Origin of the sequence: Duganella sp. CF458 (genome assembly GCF_900113115.1) — a bacterium.
In the GTDB taxonomy this organism is placed as follows: domain Bacteria; phylum Pseudomonadota; class Gammaproteobacteria; order Burkholderiales; family Burkholderiaceae_D; genus Rugamonas.
On record NZ_FOOF01000001.1, the window covers coordinates 399649 to 420725 of the forward strand.

Below are 21077 nucleotides of genomic sequence, written 5' to 3' on the forward strand. Positions count from 1 at the left end.
TAACGCGATGCCGCCCATAAGGCGACATCAAAGACACCGTCAACATAATAGATAGAACAAGGGAGCCAACAAATGGATCTACGCAAGCTGAAGACGCTGATCGACCTGGTAGCAGAGTCGGACATCGCTGAACTGGAAGTGACCGAAGGCGAAAGCAAGGTTCGCATCGTCAAGTCCGGCGGTCTGGCACCAAACCAGGTGGTGATGATGCCGCCGCAAGCGCCAACCCATTACGCACCTGTCGCCGCGCCGGTCGCCGCGCCTGCCGCCGCCCCAGCTGCCGCCGAGCCAACCGGCCACGTTGTCAAGTCCCCAATGGTGGGCACCTTCTACCGCGCTTCCGCACCGGGCAATCCCGCTTTCGTTGAAGTGGGCGCCACCGTGAAAGAAGGCGATACCCTGTGCATCATCGAAGCGATGAAGCTGCTGAACGAGATCGATGCCGACAAGTCCGGCACCATCACCCAGATCCTGGTCGAGAACGGCCAACCGGTCGAATTCGGCCAGCCACTGTTTGTGATCGGCTAACGCCGGACCATGGCCGCTGTGGACATCCCAGCGGCCAGCACATCCTCCCTTTCCACAAACATAGAAGCTGCCATGTTTGAAAAAATCCTTATTGCCAATCGCGGCGAAATCGCCTTGCGCATCCAGCGCGCGTGCCGCGAACTGGGCATCAAGACTGTGGTCGTGCACTCCGAGGCCGACCGTGACGCCAAGTACGTGAAGCTGGCCGACGAATCCGTCTGCATCGGCCCGGCTCCTTCGGCGCAGTCCTACCTGAATATGCCGGCCATCATTTCCGCGGCCGAAGTCACCGACGCGGAAGCGATCCACCCTGGCTATGGCTTCCTGTCCGAGAACGCGGACTTTGCCGAGCGGGTGGAGAAATCCGGTTTCGTCTTCATCGGCCCGCGCGCCGAATCGATCCGCTTGATGGGCGACAAAGTGTCGGCCAAGCACGCGATGATCAAGGCCGGCGTGCCATGCGTGCCAGGTTCCGAAGGCGCCCTGCCGGATGATCCGAAAGCCATTGTGCAGATTGCGCGCAAAATCGGCTATCCGGTGATCATCAAGGCCGCCGGCGGCGGCGGTGGCCGCGGCATGCGCGTGGTGCATACCGAAGCTGCCCTGCTGAACGCGGTCACCATGACCAAATCGGAAGCCGGTGCTGCCTTCGGCAATCCGGAAGTCTATATGGAGAAGTACCTGGAGAATCCGCGTCACGTGGAAATCCAGATCCTGGCCGACGAACACAAGAACGCCGTCTGGCTGGGCGAGCGCGATTGCTCCATGCAGCGCCGCCACCAGAAGGTGATCGAAGAAGCGCCGGCACCGGGCATCCCGCGCAAGGTGATCGAAAAGATCGGCGACCGTTGCGCCGAAGCTTGCCGCAAGATCGGCTACCGCGGTGCGGGCACCTTCGAGTTCCTGTACGAAAACGGCGAGTTCTATTTCATCGAAATGAACACCCGCGTGCAGGTTGAGCATCCGGTGACCGAAATGATCACCGGAATCGACATCGTGCAGGAACAGATCCGCATTGCTGCGGGTGAGAAGCTGCGCTTCCGCCAGCGCGACGTGATGCTGTCCGGCCACGCCATCGAGTGCCGTATCAATGCCGAGGATCCGTTCAAGTTCACCCCGTCGCCAGGCCGCATTACCGCATGGCATACTCCGGGTGGCCCAGGCGTGCGTGTTGACTCGCACTCCTATGCGGGTTACTTTGTACCACCGAACTACGATTCGATGATCGGCAAGGTCATTACCTACGGCGCAACCCGCGAGCAGGCGATCCGACGCATGCAGATCGCGCTGTCGGAAATGGTGGTTGAAGGCATTTCGACCAACATCCCGCTGCACCGCGAGCTGATGGTCGATGCACGCTTCATCGAAGGTGGCACCAACATCCACTATCTGGAACAACGTCTGGCAGAAATGCCAAAAGCAGGCAAATAAGGCAGGTAAGTAATCAATATGAGCTGGACTGAAATCGTCATCGAAGTAGCACGTGAACACGCCGAGGCACTGTCTGAGGCGCTGATGGACGCGGGCGCGCTGTCGGTGTCGGTGGAGGATGCCGATGAAGGCACCGACGCCGAAAAACCCCTGTTCGGCGAGCCGGGCATGGAGCCGACCGAAGCGGCATGGGATCATAGCCGCGTGGTCGCGCTGACCGATGACGAGGAAGACCAGGCCCTGATCGTGGCGGCTGCCGCCGGCGCGATCGGGCTGGCTCACCTGCCCAAGTTCACCACCCGCAAGGTGGCAGACGCCGACTGGGTGCGTTTGACCCAGTCGCAATTTGAGCCGATCCATATCGGCAAGAACATCTGGGTCGTGCCGAGCTGGCACGAGGCGCCGGATCCGTCGGCCCTGATCCTGGAGCTGGACCCGGGCCTGGCCTTCGGTACCGGGTCGCACCCGACCACCAAGCTGTGCATGGAGTGGCTGGAAGCCCATCCGGCGCCGGGCAAGTCCGTGCTGGACTACGGCTGCGGTTCGGGCATCCTGGCCATGGTGGCGCGCAAACTGGGCGCCACTACCGTCGCCGGGGTGGATATCGATCCACAGGCTGTCGTGTCGGCCAACGACAACGCGGTGCGCAACCGCGTGGAAGATATCCAGTACTTCGTGCCGGATGATTTCGCGGAATCGTCGTTTGCCGCGCAGCGTTTCGATATCGTGGTCGCCAACATCCTGTCCTCCCCGCTGAAGCTGATGGCACCGATGCTGTCCGGCCGCGTGGCGCCAGGCGGTGCGCTGGTGCTGTCCGGCGTGCTGGCGCGCCAGGCGGAAGAAGTCGCTGCGGCTTACGCACCGTTCATCAAGCTGAGCGTCTGGGCTGAGCACGAAGGCTGGGTGTGCCTGTCCGGCACGCTGGCATAAGGTATCCCCCTGACTGATGGCGCTCGCCACTAAATGCCCCCATTGCAGTACGATCTTCAGGGTCGCGGCTGACCAACTGAAACTGCGCGGGGGCATTGTCCGCTGCGGCTCATGCGCGCTGGTTTTCGACGGCAATGCCGCCCTGGTCGAACCGGCAACCAAGCCGACTCCTGTGATTCCCGATGTCGTGGCCGAAGCGCCGCCTGCGAAGCCGGCGATCTCCGACTACGTCCATGGCTCGCCGGTCGACTTCGAGATCGATTTCAGCGAAGAGCCGGCCGCCGAGGCGCCGCAGCAGCCCGCCGCCAAGCCGGCCGAGGCTGTGCCAGCGGCTGACGCGCCGTCGCCTGCCGTGTGGCGTTCCACGCCAGCTCCTGCGCCCGGCACACCATCGCCCAGCGCGCCCGCTTCCGTCCCTGGGCCGGTGCATGCAGCCGCCAAGCCGCATGCCCCGACCCCGGACGACATCGCCATAGCCGCCGTGGCCCGCGCGTTCGCCGCCGTTACTACGCATGATGCCCCGTCTACGCCAGCTGCGGCATCGCCAAGCAGCGTACCGATACCAGCCTTCGAGTCGCCGCGGGCAGCAGAACCACCGCATGCCGCCGTGCCAGGGCCTGCCCCAGCGCCAACGGCCGAGCCGTCGCAGAGCTTCGTTCCATCGCATCCTGCGGCACCGGCGCAAGCGCCGCTGCCGCAACGCGCTGCCGAGCAGGCACCTGCTCCAGTATTTGCCGCCGCCGCGCCAGCAGCTCGCGCAACGCCTGCTCCGGCCACGCGCTCGCTGATCGACGTCGTGTCGCCCGACGCAGCCTTCAGCGCCGCCGCCGAGCCATCGCCTCCGCTGGTGCCCGAACCGCTTGACGTGGCGTCGCCAGCACGGGCCAAATCGCCTGCCGGCCTGTCGTCGCTGGCGGACTTGGTGGCGCCAGACGCCATCTTCTCAGCCACCGCGGAACCATCGCCGCCACTGGCGCCGCCGGCTACCGCGCCGTCGTTTGCCAAAGCACCGCTTGCGACCGGCTCGGCCCAGCTTTCAGACGCGTTTTCGCCTGACGCCACCTTCTCGGCGGCTACCGGAACGACGCCTGCTGCCACGGCACCAGCCGCCCCGGCACCCCGCACCGCTTTCGCGCCGCCGCCAGTCCCGGTTGCCCGCCCCGCGGCTGGCCTGCCGCCTCGCGTCGAAGCGCCCGCCGAGCCCGCGCCGGCCCCTGAAGCGAGCAAGTTCGCGTCGGAACCGGCACCCGTAATCGACACGCCGCCGCCGGTTAGCCACGCAGTTCCCGCCACCGCGGAAGCGCCGCCTGTGCGAGACGAAGCCCCTGCCGAACCTCTGCGCAACGCCATAGAGGACGCGCTGCCATCGGAAAATAGTCTGGCGGCCCCTGCTGCTGAAGTGCTGCCGCTGGGAGACGAAGAACCCGTCGCGCCCCAGCACCTCGCCATAGAAGACGCGCTCCCATCGGACGACGCCGTCACAATTGAAGCGCCGCAGCATCCCGGTGAGGCTCCAGCCGAGCCTGAGGAAGTTGCCGAAGAGAGCCAGCTCCCGCCGGAAGACGCGCTCACGCCCGCCTTCGAGGCACCAGCGCCGGTCGACCACGAAGCCGCGCCTGCCGCTGAGGCCCCGCCGCCGCAAGACGAATCGCCGGCCGCGCCGGAACAGCCAGTCGAGGTTGAGGCACTAGCCTGGGAACAAACGCCGGCAGTCGAACCCCCATCGTCGCCCGATCAGTCGGAACCGCCTGCCGACGAAGCCAGCGCACCGGCCGACACCGGTGAGCAAGCCGGCGCCGCACTCGTGGATGCTATCGACCAATGGTCGGCTGACCAACCGCATCCTGACGGCCGCGTCGAGCCTTCACTCGACACACCGCAAGAGCACCTGCTCATCGCAGCACTCGATGACGCGCATCATTTTGAAGACTTGCCGCCCGACGAGCAGCCTGCAGCTGAGTTGCCGGTCGCCGACCCCGAGGCGGACGGTATCAGCGAGCCATCGCTGCATGCAGAACCCTGGTCCGGCACCGACTTGGCCGCGGACCAGGCGCGCGAGCCGGACGGCGAACCATGGAGCCTGTCCGAACCCGACGAAACCGCCCTGCACGCCGTGGCGGCTGTCAACACGGACGCGCCGGATGACGGCGCCTCCGTTACCGACGACGAACCGGCCGACCGACCAGCCAAGTCCCGCCGTGAACGCGCCCTGAAACGCGCCAAATCGCGCCGCGACGCCAGCGGCCCTGCCGCTGAACACGAGGTCTTTGCCCTCGAAGAGAACGGCCCCGAGCAGGAAATCAGCGCCGAAGAAGTCGCCGCCCGCATGCGCGCCATCGCCGGCGTCGATGAGAGCGCAGCGGCATCCGAAGACCTCGATCACGCCGACCTGAACTTCGTAAAACGCGTCGACCGCAGCCAGAGATACGGCAAGGCCGTCACCATCACGATGGCGGTCGGCGTCCCGATCCTGCTGGCCGGACTGGTGCTGCAAGCCGCCACCACCTTCCGCGATACCCTGGCCGCCAACTACCCGCAACTGAAGCCGGCCCTGACCGCCGTCTGCCAGCCGCTCGGCTGCAAGATCGCGCTTCCAAGCCAGCTCGACGCCCTCAGCGTCGAACCGGGCGAGCTGGCCAGCATGACTGAAAACACCTTCAGCTTCAGCACCGTCCTGCGTAACCAGTCCAAGACCCCGCAAGCCTGGCCGCACGTCGAACTGACCTTGAACGACAACGCCGACAAGCCGGTGCTGCGCCGCGTGTTCGCCCCGATCGAATACCTGCCGTCGTCGACCGAGGCCGAAAAAGGCTTCGGCCCGCGCAGCGAACAAAGCATTAAACTGTACTTCGAGCTGAAAGAGCTCAAAGCTTCCGGCTATCACATCGCCATTTTCTACCCTTAAAAATACTATGACTAAAACCGCGCTTGTCTGTGGCTCGCTGGCCATCGACATCATCATGCAATATGAAGGCCGTTTCGGCGACACGCTGCTGGCCGACCAGCTGCACAAGGTCAACGTGTCCTTCCTGGTGCCGACCATGCGCACCGAGTTTGGCGGCTGCTCCGGCAATATCGCCTACTCGCTGAAGATGCTGGGCGGCGACCCGCGCATCGTCGGCGTATTGGGACAGGATTGCGCGGCCTACCTGGAACGCTTCCAGCAGCTCGGCATCTCGACCGACAACATCCTGATCAAGAAGGATGCCTACAACGCGCAGTGCTTCGTCACCGCCGATGCGGACCACAACCAGATCAACGCCTTCCACCCTGGCGCCATGTCGTTTGCGCATGAGAATCCGATCGAGAAAGCCGGCGCGGCCCGCATCGCGATCATTTCACCTGACGGCCATCTGGGCATGCTGAAGCACGCGGAAGACCTGGCACGCCTGGGCATCCCGTTCGTCTTCGACCCGGGCCAGCAGATGCCGATGTTCACGCCGGAACAATTGATTGGCTTCATTGAACAGGCTACTTATGTCACCTGCAATGACTATGAGATCGAGCTGCTGATGTCGCGCACCGGCCTGACCATTCCGGAGATCGCTGCCAAGCTGGAAGCGCTGATCGTGACGCGCGGCGAGAAGGGTTCGGAGATTTACGCGGGCGGCAAGCGCATCGATATTCCTGCGGTGACCGTGGATGCGTCGCTGGACCTGGATCCGACCGGCTGCGGCGACGCTTACCGCGCAGGCCTGTTGTTTGGCCTGGTCAATGACCTGGGCTGGGAATCGACCGGCCGCCTGGCCAGCTTGCTGGGCGCCATCAAGATCGTCACCAAAGGCGCGCAGAACCACGTCTTCACCCCTGCAGAAATCGCGGACAAGTTCGAAGCGGCGTTCGGCTACCGCTTCTAATCAGGTAAGGCTGGGTCCGACCCTGCGGGTCGGACCCCGGTGTACCGGTTTAACAGCCGGCCAACATCCTCCAGCACCACATACGGCTCATCGGCCGAACAGCATGCCAAGCAGGATCTGGCAGATTTGCAGCAGGATCAAGGCCACCAACAGCGACAAATCCAGGTTGCCCACCAGGGGTACCACCTTACGGATAGGCCTGAGCAGCGGATCGTTCAGCGCACGCACGAAGGGCGCCAGCGGCGCATGCGGATTGACCCAGCTGAAAATCGCTTCGATGATCAGCAAGGCCATAAAGCCGAACAGGACCCATTCCAGGAAGCGCTGCAAGGCCGCCAGCAGCACAATCTCCGGCGTCGCCCCCACCAGGAACAGCACCGAGGTCGCCAGGATCACAATCAGGAACGCGCCAATCAGGCTGGCCCAGTCATAGCCCCCCATGCCGGGGACGATGCGGCGCAGCGGGCGCACCAGCCAATCCGATAATTGAAAAGTAAACTGTGCCACCGACGAAGGCGGGCGGACGCGGATAGCCTGCATCCAGAATCGCAGCAATAGAACCCCGCCAAGCAGGCCGGCTGCGACATCGACGATCAGCTTAAGAATACTAAACACGAGTTCTCCAAATAAAAAAACCGCTGTGCGATTGTCTCACACAGCGGTGTTTTCGCCATCCGGCACTAAGCGTTGAAGGGCTTAGGCAGGACGGGTGCTGGTCGGGAACGGCCAGGCGGCTGCCGGGGCGATCACGGTTTTAGCTGCCGGGGCGGCGGCTGGAGCCGGGGCTGCAGCAGCAGGTGCTGGTGCGGCGGCTGGCTTCACAGCTTCCTTCTTAGGAGCAGCTGGTTTCTTAGGAGCGGCCTTTTTAGGGGCAGCTGGTTTGGCAGCCGGAGCTGCAGCCGGTGCTACGGCTACTGGCGCAACAGCTGGCTTGGCTGTTGGCTTAGCCGAGGCTTTTTTTGGGGCGGCCTTTTTAGCTGCAGGCTTGGCAGCTGGTTTTGCGGCGGCTTTAGGAGCGGCTTTTTTAGCAGCTGGCTTGGCAGCGGCTTTCTTGGCGGCTGGCTTGGCAGCGGCTTTCTTGGCGGCTGGTTTGGCAGCAGCTTTAGGAGCGGCCTTCTTGGCAGCTGGCTTGGCAGCAGCTTTCTTCGCAGCTGGTTTGGCAGCGGCTTTCTTGGCAGCTGGCTTAGCGGCAGCTTTCTTGGCGGCTGGTTTTGCAGCTGCTTTCTTGGCGGCTGGCTTGGCAGCTGCTTTAGCTACGGTCTTTTTAGCTGCTGGTTTAGCTGCAGCTTTCTTGGCTGCCGGCTTCGCTGCGGCTTTCTTTGCTACTGGCTTGGCTGCTGCTTTTTTAGCGACGGCTTTTTTAGCTGCTGGTTTAGCGGCTGCTTTTTTAGCTGCTGGCTTAGCGGCTGCCTTGGCGACGGTTTTCTTCGCTGCTGGCTTGGCTGCTGCTTTCTTGGCAGCTGGTTTTGCTGCTGGCTTAGCAGCGGCTTTCTTCACAGCTGGTTTTGCAGCTGCTTTTTTCGCTGCTGGTTTTGCTGCTGGCTTAGCGGCAGCTTTCTTAGCGGCTGGTTTAGCGGCTGGCTTGGCAGCGGCTTTCTTGGCAGCTGGTTTAGCTGCAGCTTTAGCAGCTGGCTTAGCTGCGGCTTTAGCGGCCGGCTTAGCGGCAGCTTTCTTTGCTGGAGCAGCTGCTTTAGCGGCTGCTGGTTTCTTCTTAGCGGCGGTTGCCATTTTTAGTTCTCCTTCATCTGGGATGGGAAAATTCACGCACAAATTTAAAACCCGTCCGGCCCTGCGCTGGACCAGGCGAATTATTCATCGGCACAAACACGGTTGCGGTTTGCGCTAATGAATTCTGCACCCAGCTGAACTGCTGCACCTCCTCACAAGTGCAGCGCTTCAGCCATCGATTCCTACGCCGGTGCTTGGCAGCGCAGGACTCAAATTCTTTGTCGCGACGATTGCGCGGGTGGGGCGTGAATACAGCTCCTCAACCCTCGTCGGGCCACGTGATACGACCAGCGTTCAAAGAAAAAACCGCCCGGCCTGATCGAGAGATCAGGTGAGCGGCTTCGCTGTCGTCGTGTGGTCTTTAAGCATACTTATGCGTTTTTGGTTCCCATTATTGTTCGATTTTTGCGGTAACAACACACTCAAAAAACAGTGCTTGCAAATTCACGCGATTTCAAGTTCGCAAAGTACACGAAAGCTTGTCGATGCGCAACCAGCACGAATGATTTTCTTCTTCTTTTTTTGCGTCGATCTGCGAGTTCGCGCACATTGAAGCGCGCTTCACGAGCCGTTCACGCACATCGATCGCTCATCGCAGTGCTGACCACCTTCGCATAACGCCTTTAGGTAAAGGCTGTATAAAAAGTGAAGCGCCCCGGCTCGCGTTTGGGCGCGAGACCGGGGCGGCCGAAGGATGCGTTTGAAATTTTTTTTTCGTCGCGATTACGCGACATGCAAAATCCGCTTCATCACACGTTCGAGATCGAGCAAACAGGTGCTGTGCGTGCTGCCATCTGTTTGCGGCAGCTCCACCACTTCGTTCGATTCCGCCGAGAGGCCTTGCGCTGTCGCCGAGGTCTTCATCAGCGACGGTGCGGCGAAGCGCTTGCCGTCGCCGACCGTGACGATGTCGGCCACTGCATCGACCACCAGGCCGTAGCGTCCTTCTGCGCGCTCGATGACCAGCACCTTGCCCCTGCCCTCGCCTGCCGCCATGCCATACAGGCGGCGCAGGTCGACCAGGCTGATGAGCTGTTGGCGCAGGTTAAGCACCCCGCACAAGTAGTCCGGCATGCCGGGCGGATGGCTGATATCGCCGGCGTGGTCGATGATCTCGCGCACCTGCTTCAACTCCAGTGCAAACAGTTCGCCGACCCGGAAGCTCAGGTAGACCTTGCGCCCGGCACGTTGTCCGGTTGCCGCCGGTGCACCATCCTGGACGGGATACAGCTGCCGGTGGCCCAGGTCCATTGCGCCGATCTCGCTGCGCGAGAAAATGCCTTCGTGGTCCAGCAGGATCACATCTTGCTCTCCGGCCCGCGCCACGCAACCGGCAAACATGGCGCTGCGCTCTTTGCTCAGCAAAGGGATGGCCAGTACTTCATCGCTGGTGAAATGCAGGATGCTTTCGACTTCGTCGACCAGGAAGCCGAGCGTCGCCTCGCCGATGTGGGCCACCAGGATGCGCTGTTCGGCGTGCGCCGGCACCGGCTGGGCGCCGGCCAGGGCGGCAAAGTCCACCACCGGCACCTGCATGCCGCGGAACGGCATCCGGCCGCGGCACAGGGGACTGGCCAGGACCGATTCGGCCAGCTCGGGCACGCGGACGATTTCCTGGATCGCCTTCATCTCCATCGCAAAACGGGTGCCGGCAGCGCGGAAGCTGATCGCGTGGCGGCGCTCGCCGACCACGCGCAACTGGCGCCGCGTTTCGGCGCCGGCGGCGCGCATTGACTGCACCTGCGGCACGTTCTCGATCTGCACCAGGCGCGCGATGTCCAGCACCTGGAGCAGGCGCCGGCCCTCCTCCAGCAAGATGGTGCCGGCTACTACCCCTTGTGTCGAACCCTCCGCATAACGCAACCGGCTGCGTTGTTCGGGCCGCACGCGCAGGATTTCGCCGGTTGCGTGAACCAGCAAACCGACTTGCGCTTCCTGGTAGTCGATGATGGCGATCTTGTTGGACGCTGCGGCCGCCGGCGCCGCCGGGTCGAACAAGCGCCCCAGGTTCACCACCGGGATCACGCTGCCGCGCAGCGTGAACATGCCTTCCAGGTAGGCCGGCGCCAACGGCAGGCTGGTCATGCGTTCGGGAAAATTGACCACCTCCCGGATGCACAGGGCGGGCAGCGCGAACTCGTCCCCGCCCAGCATGAAGGAGCCGAACAGTTCAACCGCTGCCCCGGCGTCCGCCTGCGCCGACGCCGCCACTACACGCAAGGCTTCCATGGCTTACACCACGAAGCCGGCGACCAGCTTGTTCAATTCCCCGGCGCGCGCATTCAGGCTGGAAGTCGACGAGGCAATGCTGTCGCAACTGCCGGCGGACTGCTCGGCCGCTTCGGCAATATGGTTGATGGCCACGCTGACCTCGCGCGCCGACAACAGCTGCTCCCGGGCCTCGTGCGAGATCTCGGCAATCGCTTCGCTGGTCTTGCCGACGCCCTTCACGATGCGGTCGAAGGCTTCGCTGGCCTGGTGCGAAATGGCCGTGCCGGTATTCACCCGCTTGACCGACTCGCTGATCAGCTTGGAGATCTCCTTGGTCGCCTGCGAAGAACGCTCGGCCAGCTTGCGCACCTCGTCCGCCACCACCGAGAAGCCGAGACCGTGTTCGCCGGCGCGCGCCGCTTCGATGGCGGCGTTGAAGGCCAGCATATTGGTCTGATTGGCAATATCGCTGATCACTTTCACGATCTCGCCGATGTCTTCCGAGGAACGGTTGATCAAGTCCATCGCCTCGATCGAGCGCGCCACGGCCTTGGCGCCCGCCTCGGCCTCGTCCTGCGTCGACTTGGCCAAGTCGTTGGCATGGCCGGTGCTGGTGGCAATCGCATCGATGGAACGGGTCAGGCCGTCCACCGTGGCATTCATTTCCTCCACCGTGGCGCCCAGCTCCTGCGAGCCGCCCGCCACCACGCCGGCGCGGTTGGCGATCTCCTCGGCGTCATCGGCGAAGGCGGTGGCCGACATCACCACCTGGCCGATCACGCCGCGCAAATCGCCCATCATCTTGCCGATGCCGGCGCCCAGCTGGTCGAGCGGCTCCGCGCCGGCCAGCGGCACGTCGGCCGTCAGGTCGCCTTTTGCCGCGCGCGCCACCGCATCGAGCAGGCGCTCGATCTTGGCCGCGTCGCTGGCGGCCTTGTCCTTGATGCCCTGCTCCATCATCACCTGCTCGGTGATGTCGCTGGCGAACTTGACGATTTTGAAAGGCGTGCCGTTCATGTCGAGGATCGGGTTATAGGTGGCCTGGATCCAGATCGGCTTGCCGCCATTGCCGACCCGTTTGTAGCGGCCGCTGTCGAATTCGCCGCGGTTCAGTTTTTGCCAGAAGCGTTTGTAGTCGACGCTGGCGGCGTATTCGGTCTCGCAGAACATGCGGTGGTGTTCGCCCTGGATGTCGTCCAGCGAATAACCCATCGCATCGAGGAAGTTGCCGTTGGCGGTCAGCACGTGGCCGCCCATGTCGAACTCGATCACGGCCTGCGCCTTGTCCATCGCGCTGACCTTGCCCTCGTACTCCGCGTTGCGCAGCTTGGTGGCGGTGATGTCGGTGGCGAACTTGATTACTTTATAAGGCTTGCCGTCTGCATCGAACACCGGGTTGTAGGAAGCGTTGATCCAGATCTCGCGCCCGCCTTTGCCGCAACGCTTGTACTCGCCGTGCTCGAAGTGGCCGCCGCGCAGGCGTTCCCAGAATTGTTTATATGCTTCGCTTGCCGCAAAAGCAGGGTCGCAGAACATCGAATGATGGCGGCCCAGCACTTCATCCAGCGTGTAGCCGACCGCGCTCAGGAAGTTGTCGTTGGCGTGCAGGATGGTGCCATCGAGCTGGAATTCAATGACGGCCTGGACCCGGTTGAGGGCGGCGTTGATGGCCTGCAGTTCGACTTCCTGTAGCTGGCTTTGCTGGATGGCTGGGCTGTTCATTTGGGTGAGCTCCTGAAGGGGGATGTTGCCACTGAGAATCTTCAGTATAGACATCGCCCTGCGCGGGAAACTCACGCTTTGTCACCGTTGTGGACCCACAACGCAACAACGCCCGGCAAGCCGGGCGTTGTCAGTTTCTTACTCTTCGTGGAAGGCTTCTTCCCGCTTCTTGCGCAAGGACGGCGACAGCACCACCGCCAGCGCCAGCACCGCCAGCGCCAGCAAGGTGGCACTGATCGGGCGGTTGAGGAACACCATCGGATCGCCGTGCGACAGCGTCATGGCGCGCCGCAGGTACTCTTCCAGCATGGGGCCGATGATGAAACCGAGCAGCATCGGCGCCGGCTCGGCATCGAGCTTGGCGCAGAGGTAGCCGAACACCCCGAACAGCGCCATCAGCCAGACGTCGAACTGCGAGTTGTTCAGGCTGAACACGCCGATGGCGCAGAACATCAGGATGGCCGGGAACAGGCGATGGTAAGGCACGGTGATCATCTTGACCCACAGGCCGATCATCGGCAGGTTCAGCACCACCAGGAACAGGTTGCCGAACCACATCGACACGATCAGGCCCCAGAACAGGTCCGGCTTCTCGGTCATCACCGCCGGTCCCGGCGTGATGCCCTGGATGATCATGGCGCCGATCATCAAGGCCATCACCGGGTTGGACGGGATGCCCAGTGTCAGCATCGGGATGAAGGAAGTCTGGGCGCCGGCGTTGTTGGCCGACTCGGGCGCCGCCACCCCTTCGATGGCGCCCTTGCCGAACTCCTTGGCATTGGGCGACACCTTTTTCTCGATCGAGTAGGAGGCGAAGGAAGCCAGCATGGCGCCGCCGCCGGGCAGGATGCCGAGCGCCGAACCGAGCAAGGTGCCGCGCAAGACCGGCGCCAGGATGCGCTTGAAGTCCTGCTTGGTCAGCATCAGCCCCGACACTTTCTTCATCAGGACATGGCGTTCCTCGCTATGCTCCAGGTTGCGTACGATCTCGCCGATGCCGAACATGCCCATCGCCACGATCACGAAGGAAATGCCTTCCGCCAATTCCGGCACATCGTAGGTGTAGCGCTGCTGCCCGGAGTTGACGTCGGTACCGATCATGCCCAGCAGCAGGCCCGTAACCACCATGCCGATCGCGTTCAGCAAGGAACCGCTGGCCAGCACCACGGCCGCCACCAGGCCCAGCACCATCAGCGAGAAGTAGTCGGCCGCGCCGAACTCCAGCGCCAGGTCGGCCAGCGGCGGCGCGAAGCAGGCCACCACCACCGTGGCCACCGTGCCGGCAAAGAAGGAGCCCAGGGCGGCCGTCGCCAGCGCCTTGCCGGCGTGGCCGTTGCGCGCCATCTGGTAGCCGTCGATGGCGGTGACCACCGAGGATGACTCGCCCGGCAGGTTGACCAGGATGGCCGTGGTGGAACCGCCATACTGGGCGCCGTAATAAATACCGGCCAGCATGATCAGCGCCGCCACCGGCGGCAGGCCGAAGGTGGCAGGCAGCAGCATGGCGATGGTGGCGATCGGGCCCAGGCCCGGCAGCACACCGACCGCCGTGCCGATGAAGACGCCCATCAGGCAGTACATCAGGTTGGTCAGGGTGAAGGCGGTTTCAAAGCCCAAACCCAGGTTGCTTAAAATTTCCATGCCAGCTCCCTAGAATCCGAGCCAGGGGCCGAGCGCAGGTATCGGCAATCCCAACAGTTTAATGAACAGCAGATAGGCGAACAGCGCCAGGCCGACGGCCAGCAGGCCCGCTTCTTTCCAGCGGAACTTGGGGCTGGCATAGGCGCTGACCAGCACCAGCACCACGGCGGCCGGCACCAGCCCGGCGCCGCGCATCAGCACGCCGAACAGCACCACGGCGAGCGTGACCAGGGCCAGCGGCTTGAGGTGCAGCTTTTCCATCGGCGCGCCGTGGCGGAAGAAGGAACGCAGCACCCCGGTCAGGCCGATCACGGCCAGCAGGACGCCCAGCACGACCGGGAAGAAGGCCGGCCCCATGCGCAAGGACGTGCCCATGGCCAGGTCGCCGCGCGTGAACACGGCGCCCAGTCCGATAACGATAAAGATCACCCCGATCCAGAAATCCTTCGGGTGACGGATTGCGGAAGACATCACAGACTCCTTGGCCGGCGCTTAGTCAGCGTAAACACCGGCTTTGCTGATGATCGGCGCCCAACGGTCGATATCGGCCTTCAGGTGGCTGCGCAGCGCTTCCGGCGTGGCGCGTTTGGCGTCCACCGGTTCCGTGCCCAGGTCGGCAAAGCGCTGCTTGACGGCCGGATCTTTCAGCGCCACCTGCAGCGCGCCGACCAGGGTGTCGATCACCGGTTTCGGCGTGCCTTTCGGCGCGTACATGCCGTGCCACACCGCCACTTCAAAGCCCGGCAGGCCGGCTTCGTTCAGGGTCGGCACGTCCGGCATGGACGGCACGCGGGTCTTGGTGGTCACGCCATAGACCTTGATCTTGCCGCCCTTGATCTGGCTGGTGGTATTGGTGGTCTGGTCGCACATGAAGTCCACCTGGCCGCCCAGCAGGTCGTTCATGGCCGGGCCGGTGCCCTTGTACGGCACGGTGGTCAGGTCGGTCTGGATGGCGGACATGAACAGCATGCCGCACAGGTGGGACGCCGAACCCAGGCCGGCGTTGGCGTAGGTGACCTTGGTCTTGTTGGCTTTCACATAAGCCAGCATCTCCTTGAAATCCTTGGCCGGGAAGTCCTTGCGCGCCACCACGGTCATCGGCACGTCGGTCACCAGGCCGATCGGCTCGAAACTGTCGATCGCGTTGTAGCTCAGCTTGCGGTACAGGGCCGGCGCGGTGGAGTGGCCGATGTGGTGCAGGAAGATGGTGTAGCCGTCCGGAGTGGCCTTGGCGGCGCGCGCCGCGCCGATGGTGCCGCCGGCGCCGCCGACGTTTTCCACGATGATCTGCTGTTTCAGCTTGGTGCCCATGGATTGCGCCAGCAGGCGCGCCACGGTGTCGGTCGGTCCGCCGGCGGCAAACGGCACGATCATGGTAATCGTCTTGGTCGGGTAGCTCTGGGCCTGCGCAAGGCCGGCGCCGAACAGGGGCAGGCATGCCATGGCGGTGATGAGGGCGCGTCGTTTCATGTGGTTCTCCAGTTGCTGATTAATTGTTGGATTTGCGCTACTAGTAATGTTGTACCAGCAATTATTCGACGACACAAGTAAGGCCCTTCACTTTGATTGACTTCGCCCGCCAAGGCGCACATGATTGGCTGACTATGGCTCCCAAGCTGCACCTTGCCGCAACCATCCTGGCGCTCCCCTTGGCGGCGCCGGCGGGCCCGCTTCAACTGTTTACCGAGTACACCCCGCCCGACATCATGCGTGAAGGTGAAACGATTGTCGGCATCTCGCCGGACAAGGTGAAAGAAATCATGGCGCGCGCCGGCATCGGCTACAGCATCGAGATCATGGCCTGGCGCCGCGCCTACGAACTGGCGCTGCGCACGCCCGGTTCCTGCGTGTTTTCCACCTCCCGCACGCCGGAACGGGAAGCGCTGTTCAAATGGGTGGGACCGCTGCGCGAGGTGGACTGGACCTTGTATGGCTTGGCCAAGCCGCCGTTCCAGCTGGCCACGCTGGACGATGCCAGGCACTTGCGCATCGGCGGCTACAACGGCGACGTGCGCGCCCAATACCTGCTGGCGCGCGGCTTCACGGTCGATACGGCGCCGGATAATTTTTCCAACCCGCGCAAATTGCTGGGCGGGCGCATCGACCTGTGGGTGACCAGCCACCAGCTGGCCAACGGCGTACTGGCGCAGGAAGGCCTGCTCGGCAAGATCGTGCCGCTGCTCACCTTCCGCACTTCACGTGCTTATCTGGCCTGCAACAAGGCGGTGCCGGACGCGCAGATCGCCGCGATGTCGGCCGCCATGGCCGACATGGTGAAAGACGGTACCTCGAGCGCGATAGACCGCAAGTATGCCAATTGGCGGCCAGCGCCGCCTGCCGACCGGGCCGGCGCAACGCGGCCGGCACAGTGAATGCCACGCGCCAGCCCGGGGCTGACACCTCGGTGCCATCTTTCAAGCGCCCGATTTCCGTCAACCGGGGGGACGCAGCGTAAAGCGGCGGAAGCGGTGGCGCCGGTGCTCCTCGTTGTCCAGCGCAAGCGACGACTTGATCATGTCGCTGCGGCTGATCACACCCACCAACTGACGATTGGCGGCATCGGCCACCACCGGCAAACGCTCCAGGCCATGCACCGCCAGGCGCACCGCCACCGTGCGGCAGGTCTCGCCGCGCAGCGCCACGATCGGTGCGTTCACGCCGTACAGTTCGCGCACGTGCACCGCATGCCTGGCCTGCTCCAGGGTCGCGCGATCGAGCATGCCAAGCACCATGCCCTGGCTGGTGACCGGATAGGCACGGTGGCGCTGGGTGGCGCCGAAGTGGGAAACCAGCACCTCGGCCACCCGCGCATCGGCGTCGATCGACATCGGGCTGGCCGTCATCACCTCCGCCACGCTATGCCGCTCCAGCGGATCGATGCCGTACTCGCGGTAGATATGGTGGCCGCGGCGGGCGATCTTCTCGGTCAGGATGGAACGGTGCATGGTGATGACGGTAAAGCCGTATGCCACCACCGACGCGGCCAATACCGGCAGCAGCGCATTGGCGTCATGCGTCAGCTCATAGGCGAACACGGTGGCCATGATCGGTGCGCGCATCATGCCGCCCAGCGTGGCGGCCATGAACACCAGCGGCCACACGGCAGGCGTGCCGCCCGGCAGGTAAGGCGCCAGCACCGTGCCCAGGCCGGCGCCCAGCATCAGTAGGGGCGCCAGCACGCCGCCGGAAGTGCCCGAACCGAGCGCGATCAGCCACATGATGGCCTTGGCCACCAGCAGCGCCGCCACCACGCCGGCGGCCAGGTGGTTTTGCAGCAGGTCGCCGATCACGTCGTAGCCAACGCCCAGCGCGCGCGGCTGGAAGTAGCCGCCGATGCCGATGGCGACGGCGCCCAGCGCCGGCCACCACATCCAGTGAACAGGCAGCTTGTGGAAGCCGTCTTCCACGCGGTACAGGGCGGTCGACAGCAGCCACGCCATGGCGCCGCACAGCACCCCGGCCACGGCGCAGGACAGCAAAGCCACCGGCGGCAGCACCGGGCTTTGCTGCGGGAACAGCGGTCCGGCTTCCATCAGCAGCGGCCGCAGGAAACCGGCCACCGCGCAGGCAACCGCCACCGGCAGCAGGCTGCGCGGACGCAATTCGAACAACAGCAATTCAACCGCCAGCAGCAGCGCCGCAATCGGCGTGCCGAAGACGGCCGTCATGCCGGCGACCGCGCCGGCCACCAGCAGCGTCTTGCGCTCGGCGTCGCTCAGATGGAAGTGCTGGGCGAACAGCGAGCCGACCGCACCGCCGGTCATGATGATCGGCCCCTCGGCGCCGAACGGGCCGCCGCTGCCGATGGCAATCGCCGACGCCAGCGGCTTGAGCAGCGCCACCTTGGGCGACATGGCGCTGCGCTTGAACAGGATGGCCTCGATTGCCTCCGGAATGCCGTGGCCGCGGATCTGCTCCGAGCCGTAACGTGCGATCAATCCGATCAGCACGGCGCCGATGACCGGCACCGCGATCACCCAGGCGCCCAGCGTATGGGCGGCCGGCGATTGCGGCACGCTGGACAGGGTCTGGAAGAAGAACAGGTTGGTAAACAGCGTGATCGCCTTCAGCAGCAGCCAGGCGGTGCCTGTGCTCAGCATGCCGATCAAGGCGGCCATGGCGCCGATCGGCAACAGGCGCGCGTCGCCGCTGAAGTCGCGTCGTGGGTCGTACGGTTTCATGGTTTTCGAGGCAGGTTGGGAATGGTGAACACGCCGTGCAGCGATTGCAGTTCGGCGCGGTGGATGGCGGCCAGGCGCAGCAGCACCTCTTCGCCGGCCGGCATCAGGTGGACTTCGACCCGGCGCCGGTCCTGCGCATTGGGGCGGCGCTGCACCAGCCCGGCCGCCTCGCAGCGGCCCAGCAAGGCCACCACGCCATGCTGCTGCGCCTGCAGCCGCTCGGCCAGCTCGCCAACGGTGGCCCAGTCGCGGCCGGGGAAGCCTTTGATGTGCAGCAGCAACAGGTACTGCAGCGGCGTGATGCCCTCGGCCTGGGCGGCGTTCTCGGAAAAGCGCTCGAAGCGCCGCATCTGGTAGCGGAATTCGGACAGCGCCATGAAATCGGCCTTGGCCAGCGAATCGGGTGGAGAGGGCATTTTATATCACAATATGATGTAAATAGCCGGTCATGATACCACCGTTTTCCCATGCCCGGGCTAACCGGCCAGCGCCACCTGGTGCCGCATCAGGTTCTGGTAGTGGCCATCTGCAGGATGGTGGAAAAGCGGTGGGCGATGATCGGGGAAGAAGGCAATGAAGTCGTACGCATTGGCCGGCCGGGCGGCTGATGCCTGCATCGATTCCTTAGAGTCAATTTGCGTGTCATCATTGCACACAATCCTGTACAACTCCATCGCCGCCCTAGCGCCCTGACGAATGAAGCCGTTGCGCCCGCTCGCCCTCGCCTGCCTGCTGCTTTCCGCGTCGTACGGATGGTGCGGTGAACTCGTCGTGCTGGTCGACCGTGCAGCCGACATGCCCATGTCGCGCATCGAGAATGGCCGCCTGACGGACGGCGTGCACAAAATGCTGGGAGAGGCGCTGGCCCGTGGCACCGGGCGCGAGCTGCGTTTCCTGCTGCTGCCGCGCAAGCGCATTGCCAAGGCCCTGCAGCAAGGCGAGGCCGACATCCTGTGCGGCTATACGCCGGAATGGATCGAGGGGGACTATTTATGGACGGAGACTGTGTTCACGGCGGAGGAAGTCCTGGTCACCGATGCGAGCCAGCCGCAACCGCGTGCCATCGCCGACTTGCGCGGACAGGCCATCGGCACCATCCTCGGCTACCAGCACCCGGAAATCGAAAAGATCCTGGGTGCCGGATTCGTACGCGACGATTCGCCCAATATGGAAACCAATCTTGAGAAACTCGCGCGCGGCCGGGTGCACCACATTCTGATCGCGCGCGGCGTCCTCGAATACCGGCAGCGCCTGCGGGCCATGCCGCTGAAGCTGCATCCACCCTTGCCCGCGGCGACCTTCAACACCCGCTGCGCGGTCTCACGCAAAGGCCGGCTCAGCCTGGAAGAAGCCAATCGGGCGATCGCTGCCGCCAGCAAGGACGGCACGCTGGCACGGATCCTGGCCCAGTTCCGCTAAGCGCCTGTGCGGCTTCAGGTGCCGACGTTTTTCAGTTCGTCCGGCAGCAGATAGGTATAGCTCTTTGGATCGAACATCACCTTCCAGGTTTTCGTGTCGACCTGGATGCCCTCCTGCATACCGGCCTTGCGCGTGATGTACAGCGGCGTGAAGGTCGAATCGCTTACCGGGTCGGTCCGGTAGGACCACTGCAGCTGGGTGCAACGCGGCGGAACGATGTCTTCGTCGTCCTCCACTTCTTCGCTCGGTGTTTCAGGCGAACCTTCCCCCTCGGCCGGCGCGATCTTCTTGTCGCCCTTGGTCTTTTCCCACTCGGCGTACCGGCTCTCGGTTTCCTTGCAGTCGCCGCCGCCGAGAACCTGGAACGCGGAAGTGAACTCCGTCAGCTCGACGATCTGTTCGTTGCGCGGCGCCAGGACGACGTTATTAGTGGTGGTGAACTGTTGCCCCACGCCGAACTCCTTCATTTTGACCTTCACCACCCATCCCCACACATCGGCGCTCAAGGCTTCGAAATGCACGCGCTCCGGGGTGACCGGCTCGACGCCGCTCGCGCGGCGCGGGTCGCTGTACTCATACAGCTGGCCATCGCGGTAGCGCAGCTGGAACACGCCGTAGAACGAATCATCACCGTCGGTGGCTTGGCCGCTGGTGACCAGGTAGAGTTCATCGCCCTCCTTGCCGTCGACTTTCTTTTGCTGCACTACCGTGACGAGATACGTTGCATGACTTGCTTCGTCCACATAGAGCCAGCCATGCTGGGCTTCCGAATACTTGCCATAGTTGCGCGTCATGACGCCGTCGATGGCTTCGTTGGCGTCGAAAGTGCGTGGCGCTTGCGGTTTTTCCTGCAGCGCGATCACTGCGATCAGCACCGAGAACAGCAGGCCGACTGCGGCAAAGATGTAAATGGCAATGCGGCCCAGCTTCCTGGCGCGTTTTGGCTGTTCTGGGATCGTGGTTTCTTCCATGTTGTGCAGTGGCAATGTTAACAGGCGCGCAATTATACAAAAGCCAAGGAAATTTGATTTCAGTCGTGCGCGCCCGAATGCCGCTTACGACGGTTACGTTTAGTAATGGTAACGGCACGACACAATAGACAGAGTGCCGGTCTCGAACATGTAGACAAGACGGTGCTCGCGATTAATCCGCCGCGACCAGAGACCTGTCAGGTTCCTTTGAGCGGCTCTGGCTTGCCGATCCCCGAAGTGGGCGAATCCATGTACGCGTCGATCTGCGCATTGATCTTCTCACCTAGCTTGGGATCAAGCTCTTGCCAATACTGGCAACCGTCCCAGGGTGCGTCTGTGAACTCAATCTCAGTATCGAAGAGATGCGCGAGCCAACGCTGTCTTAGTGACAGGGTAGCGTGAGTCCAACGGCAATAGCTAATCGAAATAGCGCCGACATAAACGCCGCTTCTATCGCT

Annotated in this window: 19 protein-coding genes and 1 pseudogene; 8 read left to right on the forward strand and 12 right to left on the reverse strand. The window is 63.5% G+C overall.

Annotated features, from left to right (window positions below; genetic code table 11):
* Positions 1 to 72 precede the first annotated feature (72 nt).
* From accB to BM269_RS01795, 5 genes are all read left to right on the forward strand, one after another.
* Positions 73 to 528 (forward strand): acetyl-CoA carboxylase biotin carboxyl carrier protein, encoded by a 456-nt coding sequence (accB, locus tag BM269_RS01775; protein WP_090435075.1) that lies wholly within the window; start codon positions 73 to 75, stop codon positions 526 to 528.
* Positions 529 to 600: 72 nt separating this feature from the next.
* Positions 601 to 1959, forward strand: a complete 1359-nt coding sequence (gene accC, locus BM269_RS01780) for an acetyl-CoA carboxylase biotin carboxylase subunit (protein WP_090435078.1) — start codon at positions 601 to 603, stop codon at positions 1957 to 1959.
* An 18-nt stretch (positions 1960 to 1977) separates the two neighbouring features.
* Entirely contained in the window at positions 1978 to 2889 is a 912-nt protein-coding gene (prmA, locus tag BM269_RS01785) for a 50S ribosomal protein L11 methyltransferase (RefSeq protein ID WP_090435084.1), read from the forward strand.
* Between the two features lie 16 nt (positions 2890 to 2905).
* Positions 2906 to 5794, forward strand: coding sequence for a DUF3426 domain-containing protein (locus BM269_RS01790; RefSeq protein ID WP_090435088.1), 2889 nt, complete (start codon positions 2906 to 2908; stop codon positions 5792 to 5794).
* Positions 5795 to 5801: 7 nt separating this feature from the next.
* Positions 5802 to 6746 (forward strand): carbohydrate kinase family protein, encoded by a 945-nt coding sequence (locus BM269_RS01795; RefSeq protein WP_090435091.1) that lies wholly within the window; start codon positions 5802 to 5804, stop codon positions 6744 to 6746.
* An 87-nt stretch (positions 6747 to 6833) separates the two neighbouring features.
* On the opposite strand, the gene BM269_RS01800 is transcribed toward BM269_RS01795, so the two are convergent.
* Positions 6834 to 7343 carry a YggT family protein gene (locus tag BM269_RS01800; RefSeq protein WP_090435575.1) on the reverse strand — a complete coding sequence of 170 codons (510 nt, stop codon included), beginning with the start codon at positions 7341 to 7343 and terminating at the stop codon, positions 6834 to 6836.
* 99 nt (positions 7344 to 7442) lie between these two features.
* Positions 7443 to 7568 (reverse strand): hypothetical protein, encoded by a 126-nt coding sequence (locus BM269_RS29950; RefSeq protein WP_255356994.1) that lies wholly within the window; start codon positions 7566 to 7568, stop codon positions 7443 to 7445.
* 109 nt (positions 7569 to 7677) lie between these two features.
* On the opposite strand from BM269_RS29950, the gene BM269_RS29600 reads away from it, so the two are divergent.
* Positions 7678 to 8592: a hypothetical protein gene (locus BM269_RS29600; RefSeq protein ID WP_211482648.1), complete on the forward strand. Its 915-nt coding sequence runs from the start codon at positions 7678 to 7680 to the stop codon at positions 8590 to 8592.
* Positions 8593 to 9197: 605 nt separating this feature from the next.
* Here the strand turns inward: BM269_RS29600 and BM269_RS01810 are convergent.
* From BM269_RS01810 to BM269_RS01830, 5 genes are all read right to left on the reverse strand, one after another.
* Positions 9198 to 10703 (reverse strand): chemotaxis protein CheW, encoded by a 1506-nt coding sequence (locus BM269_RS01810; RefSeq protein WP_090435097.1) that lies wholly within the window; start codon positions 10701 to 10703, stop codon positions 9198 to 9200.
* Positions 10704 to 10706: 3 nt separating this feature from the next.
* Positions 10707 to 12407, reverse strand: coding sequence for a methyl-accepting chemotaxis protein (locus tag BM269_RS01815; protein ID WP_090435102.1), 1701 nt, complete (start codon positions 12405 to 12407; stop codon positions 10707 to 10709).
* Positions 12408 to 12545: 138 nt separating this feature from the next.
* Positions 12546 to 14048, reverse strand: coding sequence for a tripartite tricarboxylate transporter permease (locus BM269_RS01820; protein WP_090435105.1), 1503 nt, complete (start codon positions 14046 to 14048; stop codon positions 12546 to 12548).
* 9 nt (positions 14049 to 14057) lie between these two features.
* On the reverse strand, positions 14058 to 14519 hold the full coding sequence (locus tag BM269_RS01825) for a tripartite tricarboxylate transporter TctB family protein (RefSeq protein WP_090435108.1): 462 nt from the start codon (positions 14517 to 14519) through the stop codon (positions 14058 to 14060).
* A gap of 21 nt (positions 14520 to 14540) precedes the next feature.
* A complete protein-coding gene (locus BM269_RS01830; RefSeq protein ID WP_090435112.1) occupies positions 14541 to 15518 on the reverse strand; it encodes a tripartite tricarboxylate transporter substrate binding protein BugD in 978 nt (325 codons plus the stop codon).
* Positions 15519 to 15652: 134 nt separating this feature from the next.
* Between BM269_RS01830 and BM269_RS01835 the strand changes: the two genes are divergently transcribed.
* Complete coding sequence (locus BM269_RS01835; protein WP_139232644.1) at positions 15653 to 16420, forward strand: substrate-binding periplasmic protein; 768 nt, start codon at positions 15653 to 15655, stop codon at positions 16418 to 16420.
* A 60-nt stretch (positions 16421 to 16480) separates the two neighbouring features.
* Here BM269_RS01835 and BM269_RS01840 read toward each other — a convergent pair whose 3' ends face one another.
* Genes BM269_RS01840 through BM269_RS29340 form a run of 3 tightly spaced genes read right to left on the reverse strand, consistent with a single transcriptional unit; the run spans position 16481 to position 18846 of the window.
* The gene (locus BM269_RS01840) at positions 16481 to 18229 is read right to left on the reverse strand and encodes a chloride channel protein (RefSeq protein ID WP_090435118.1); all 1749 of its coding nucleotides are present in this window, start codon (positions 18227 to 18229) and stop codon (positions 16481 to 16483) included.
* Positions 18226 to 18645 carry a MarR family winged helix-turn-helix transcriptional regulator gene (locus tag BM269_RS01845; RefSeq protein WP_090435121.1) on the reverse strand — a complete coding sequence of 140 codons (420 nt, stop codon included), beginning with the start codon at positions 18643 to 18645 and terminating at the stop codon, positions 18226 to 18228. The genes BM269_RS01840 and BM269_RS01845 overlap by 4 nt, the downstream gene beginning before the upstream one ends.
* A gap of 60 nt (positions 18646 to 18705) precedes the next feature.
* Positions 18706 to 18846, reverse strand: coding sequence for a hypothetical protein (locus BM269_RS29340; protein ID WP_170860252.1), 141 nt, complete (start codon positions 18844 to 18846; stop codon positions 18706 to 18708).
* A gap of 79 nt (positions 18847 to 18925) precedes the next feature.
* On the opposite strand from BM269_RS29340, the gene BM269_RS01850 reads away from it, so the two are divergent.
* Positions 18926 to 19648 carry a substrate-binding periplasmic protein gene (locus BM269_RS01850; protein WP_090435124.1) on the forward strand — a complete coding sequence of 241 codons (723 nt, stop codon included), beginning with the start codon at positions 18926 to 18928 and terminating at the stop codon, positions 19646 to 19648.
* Positions 19649 to 19662: 14 nt separating this feature from the next.
* On the opposite strand, the gene BM269_RS01855 is transcribed toward BM269_RS01850, so the two are convergent.
* Positions 19663 to 20619, reverse strand: coding sequence for a hypothetical protein (locus tag BM269_RS01855; protein ID WP_090435126.1), 957 nt, complete (start codon positions 20617 to 20619; stop codon positions 19663 to 19665).
* A 99-nt stretch (positions 20620 to 20718) separates the two neighbouring features.
* Positions 20719 to 20966 (reverse strand): annotated as a pseudogene (locus BM269_RS30140) (Txe/YoeB family addiction module toxin).
* Between the last annotated feature and the right edge of the window lie 111 nt (positions 20967 to 21077).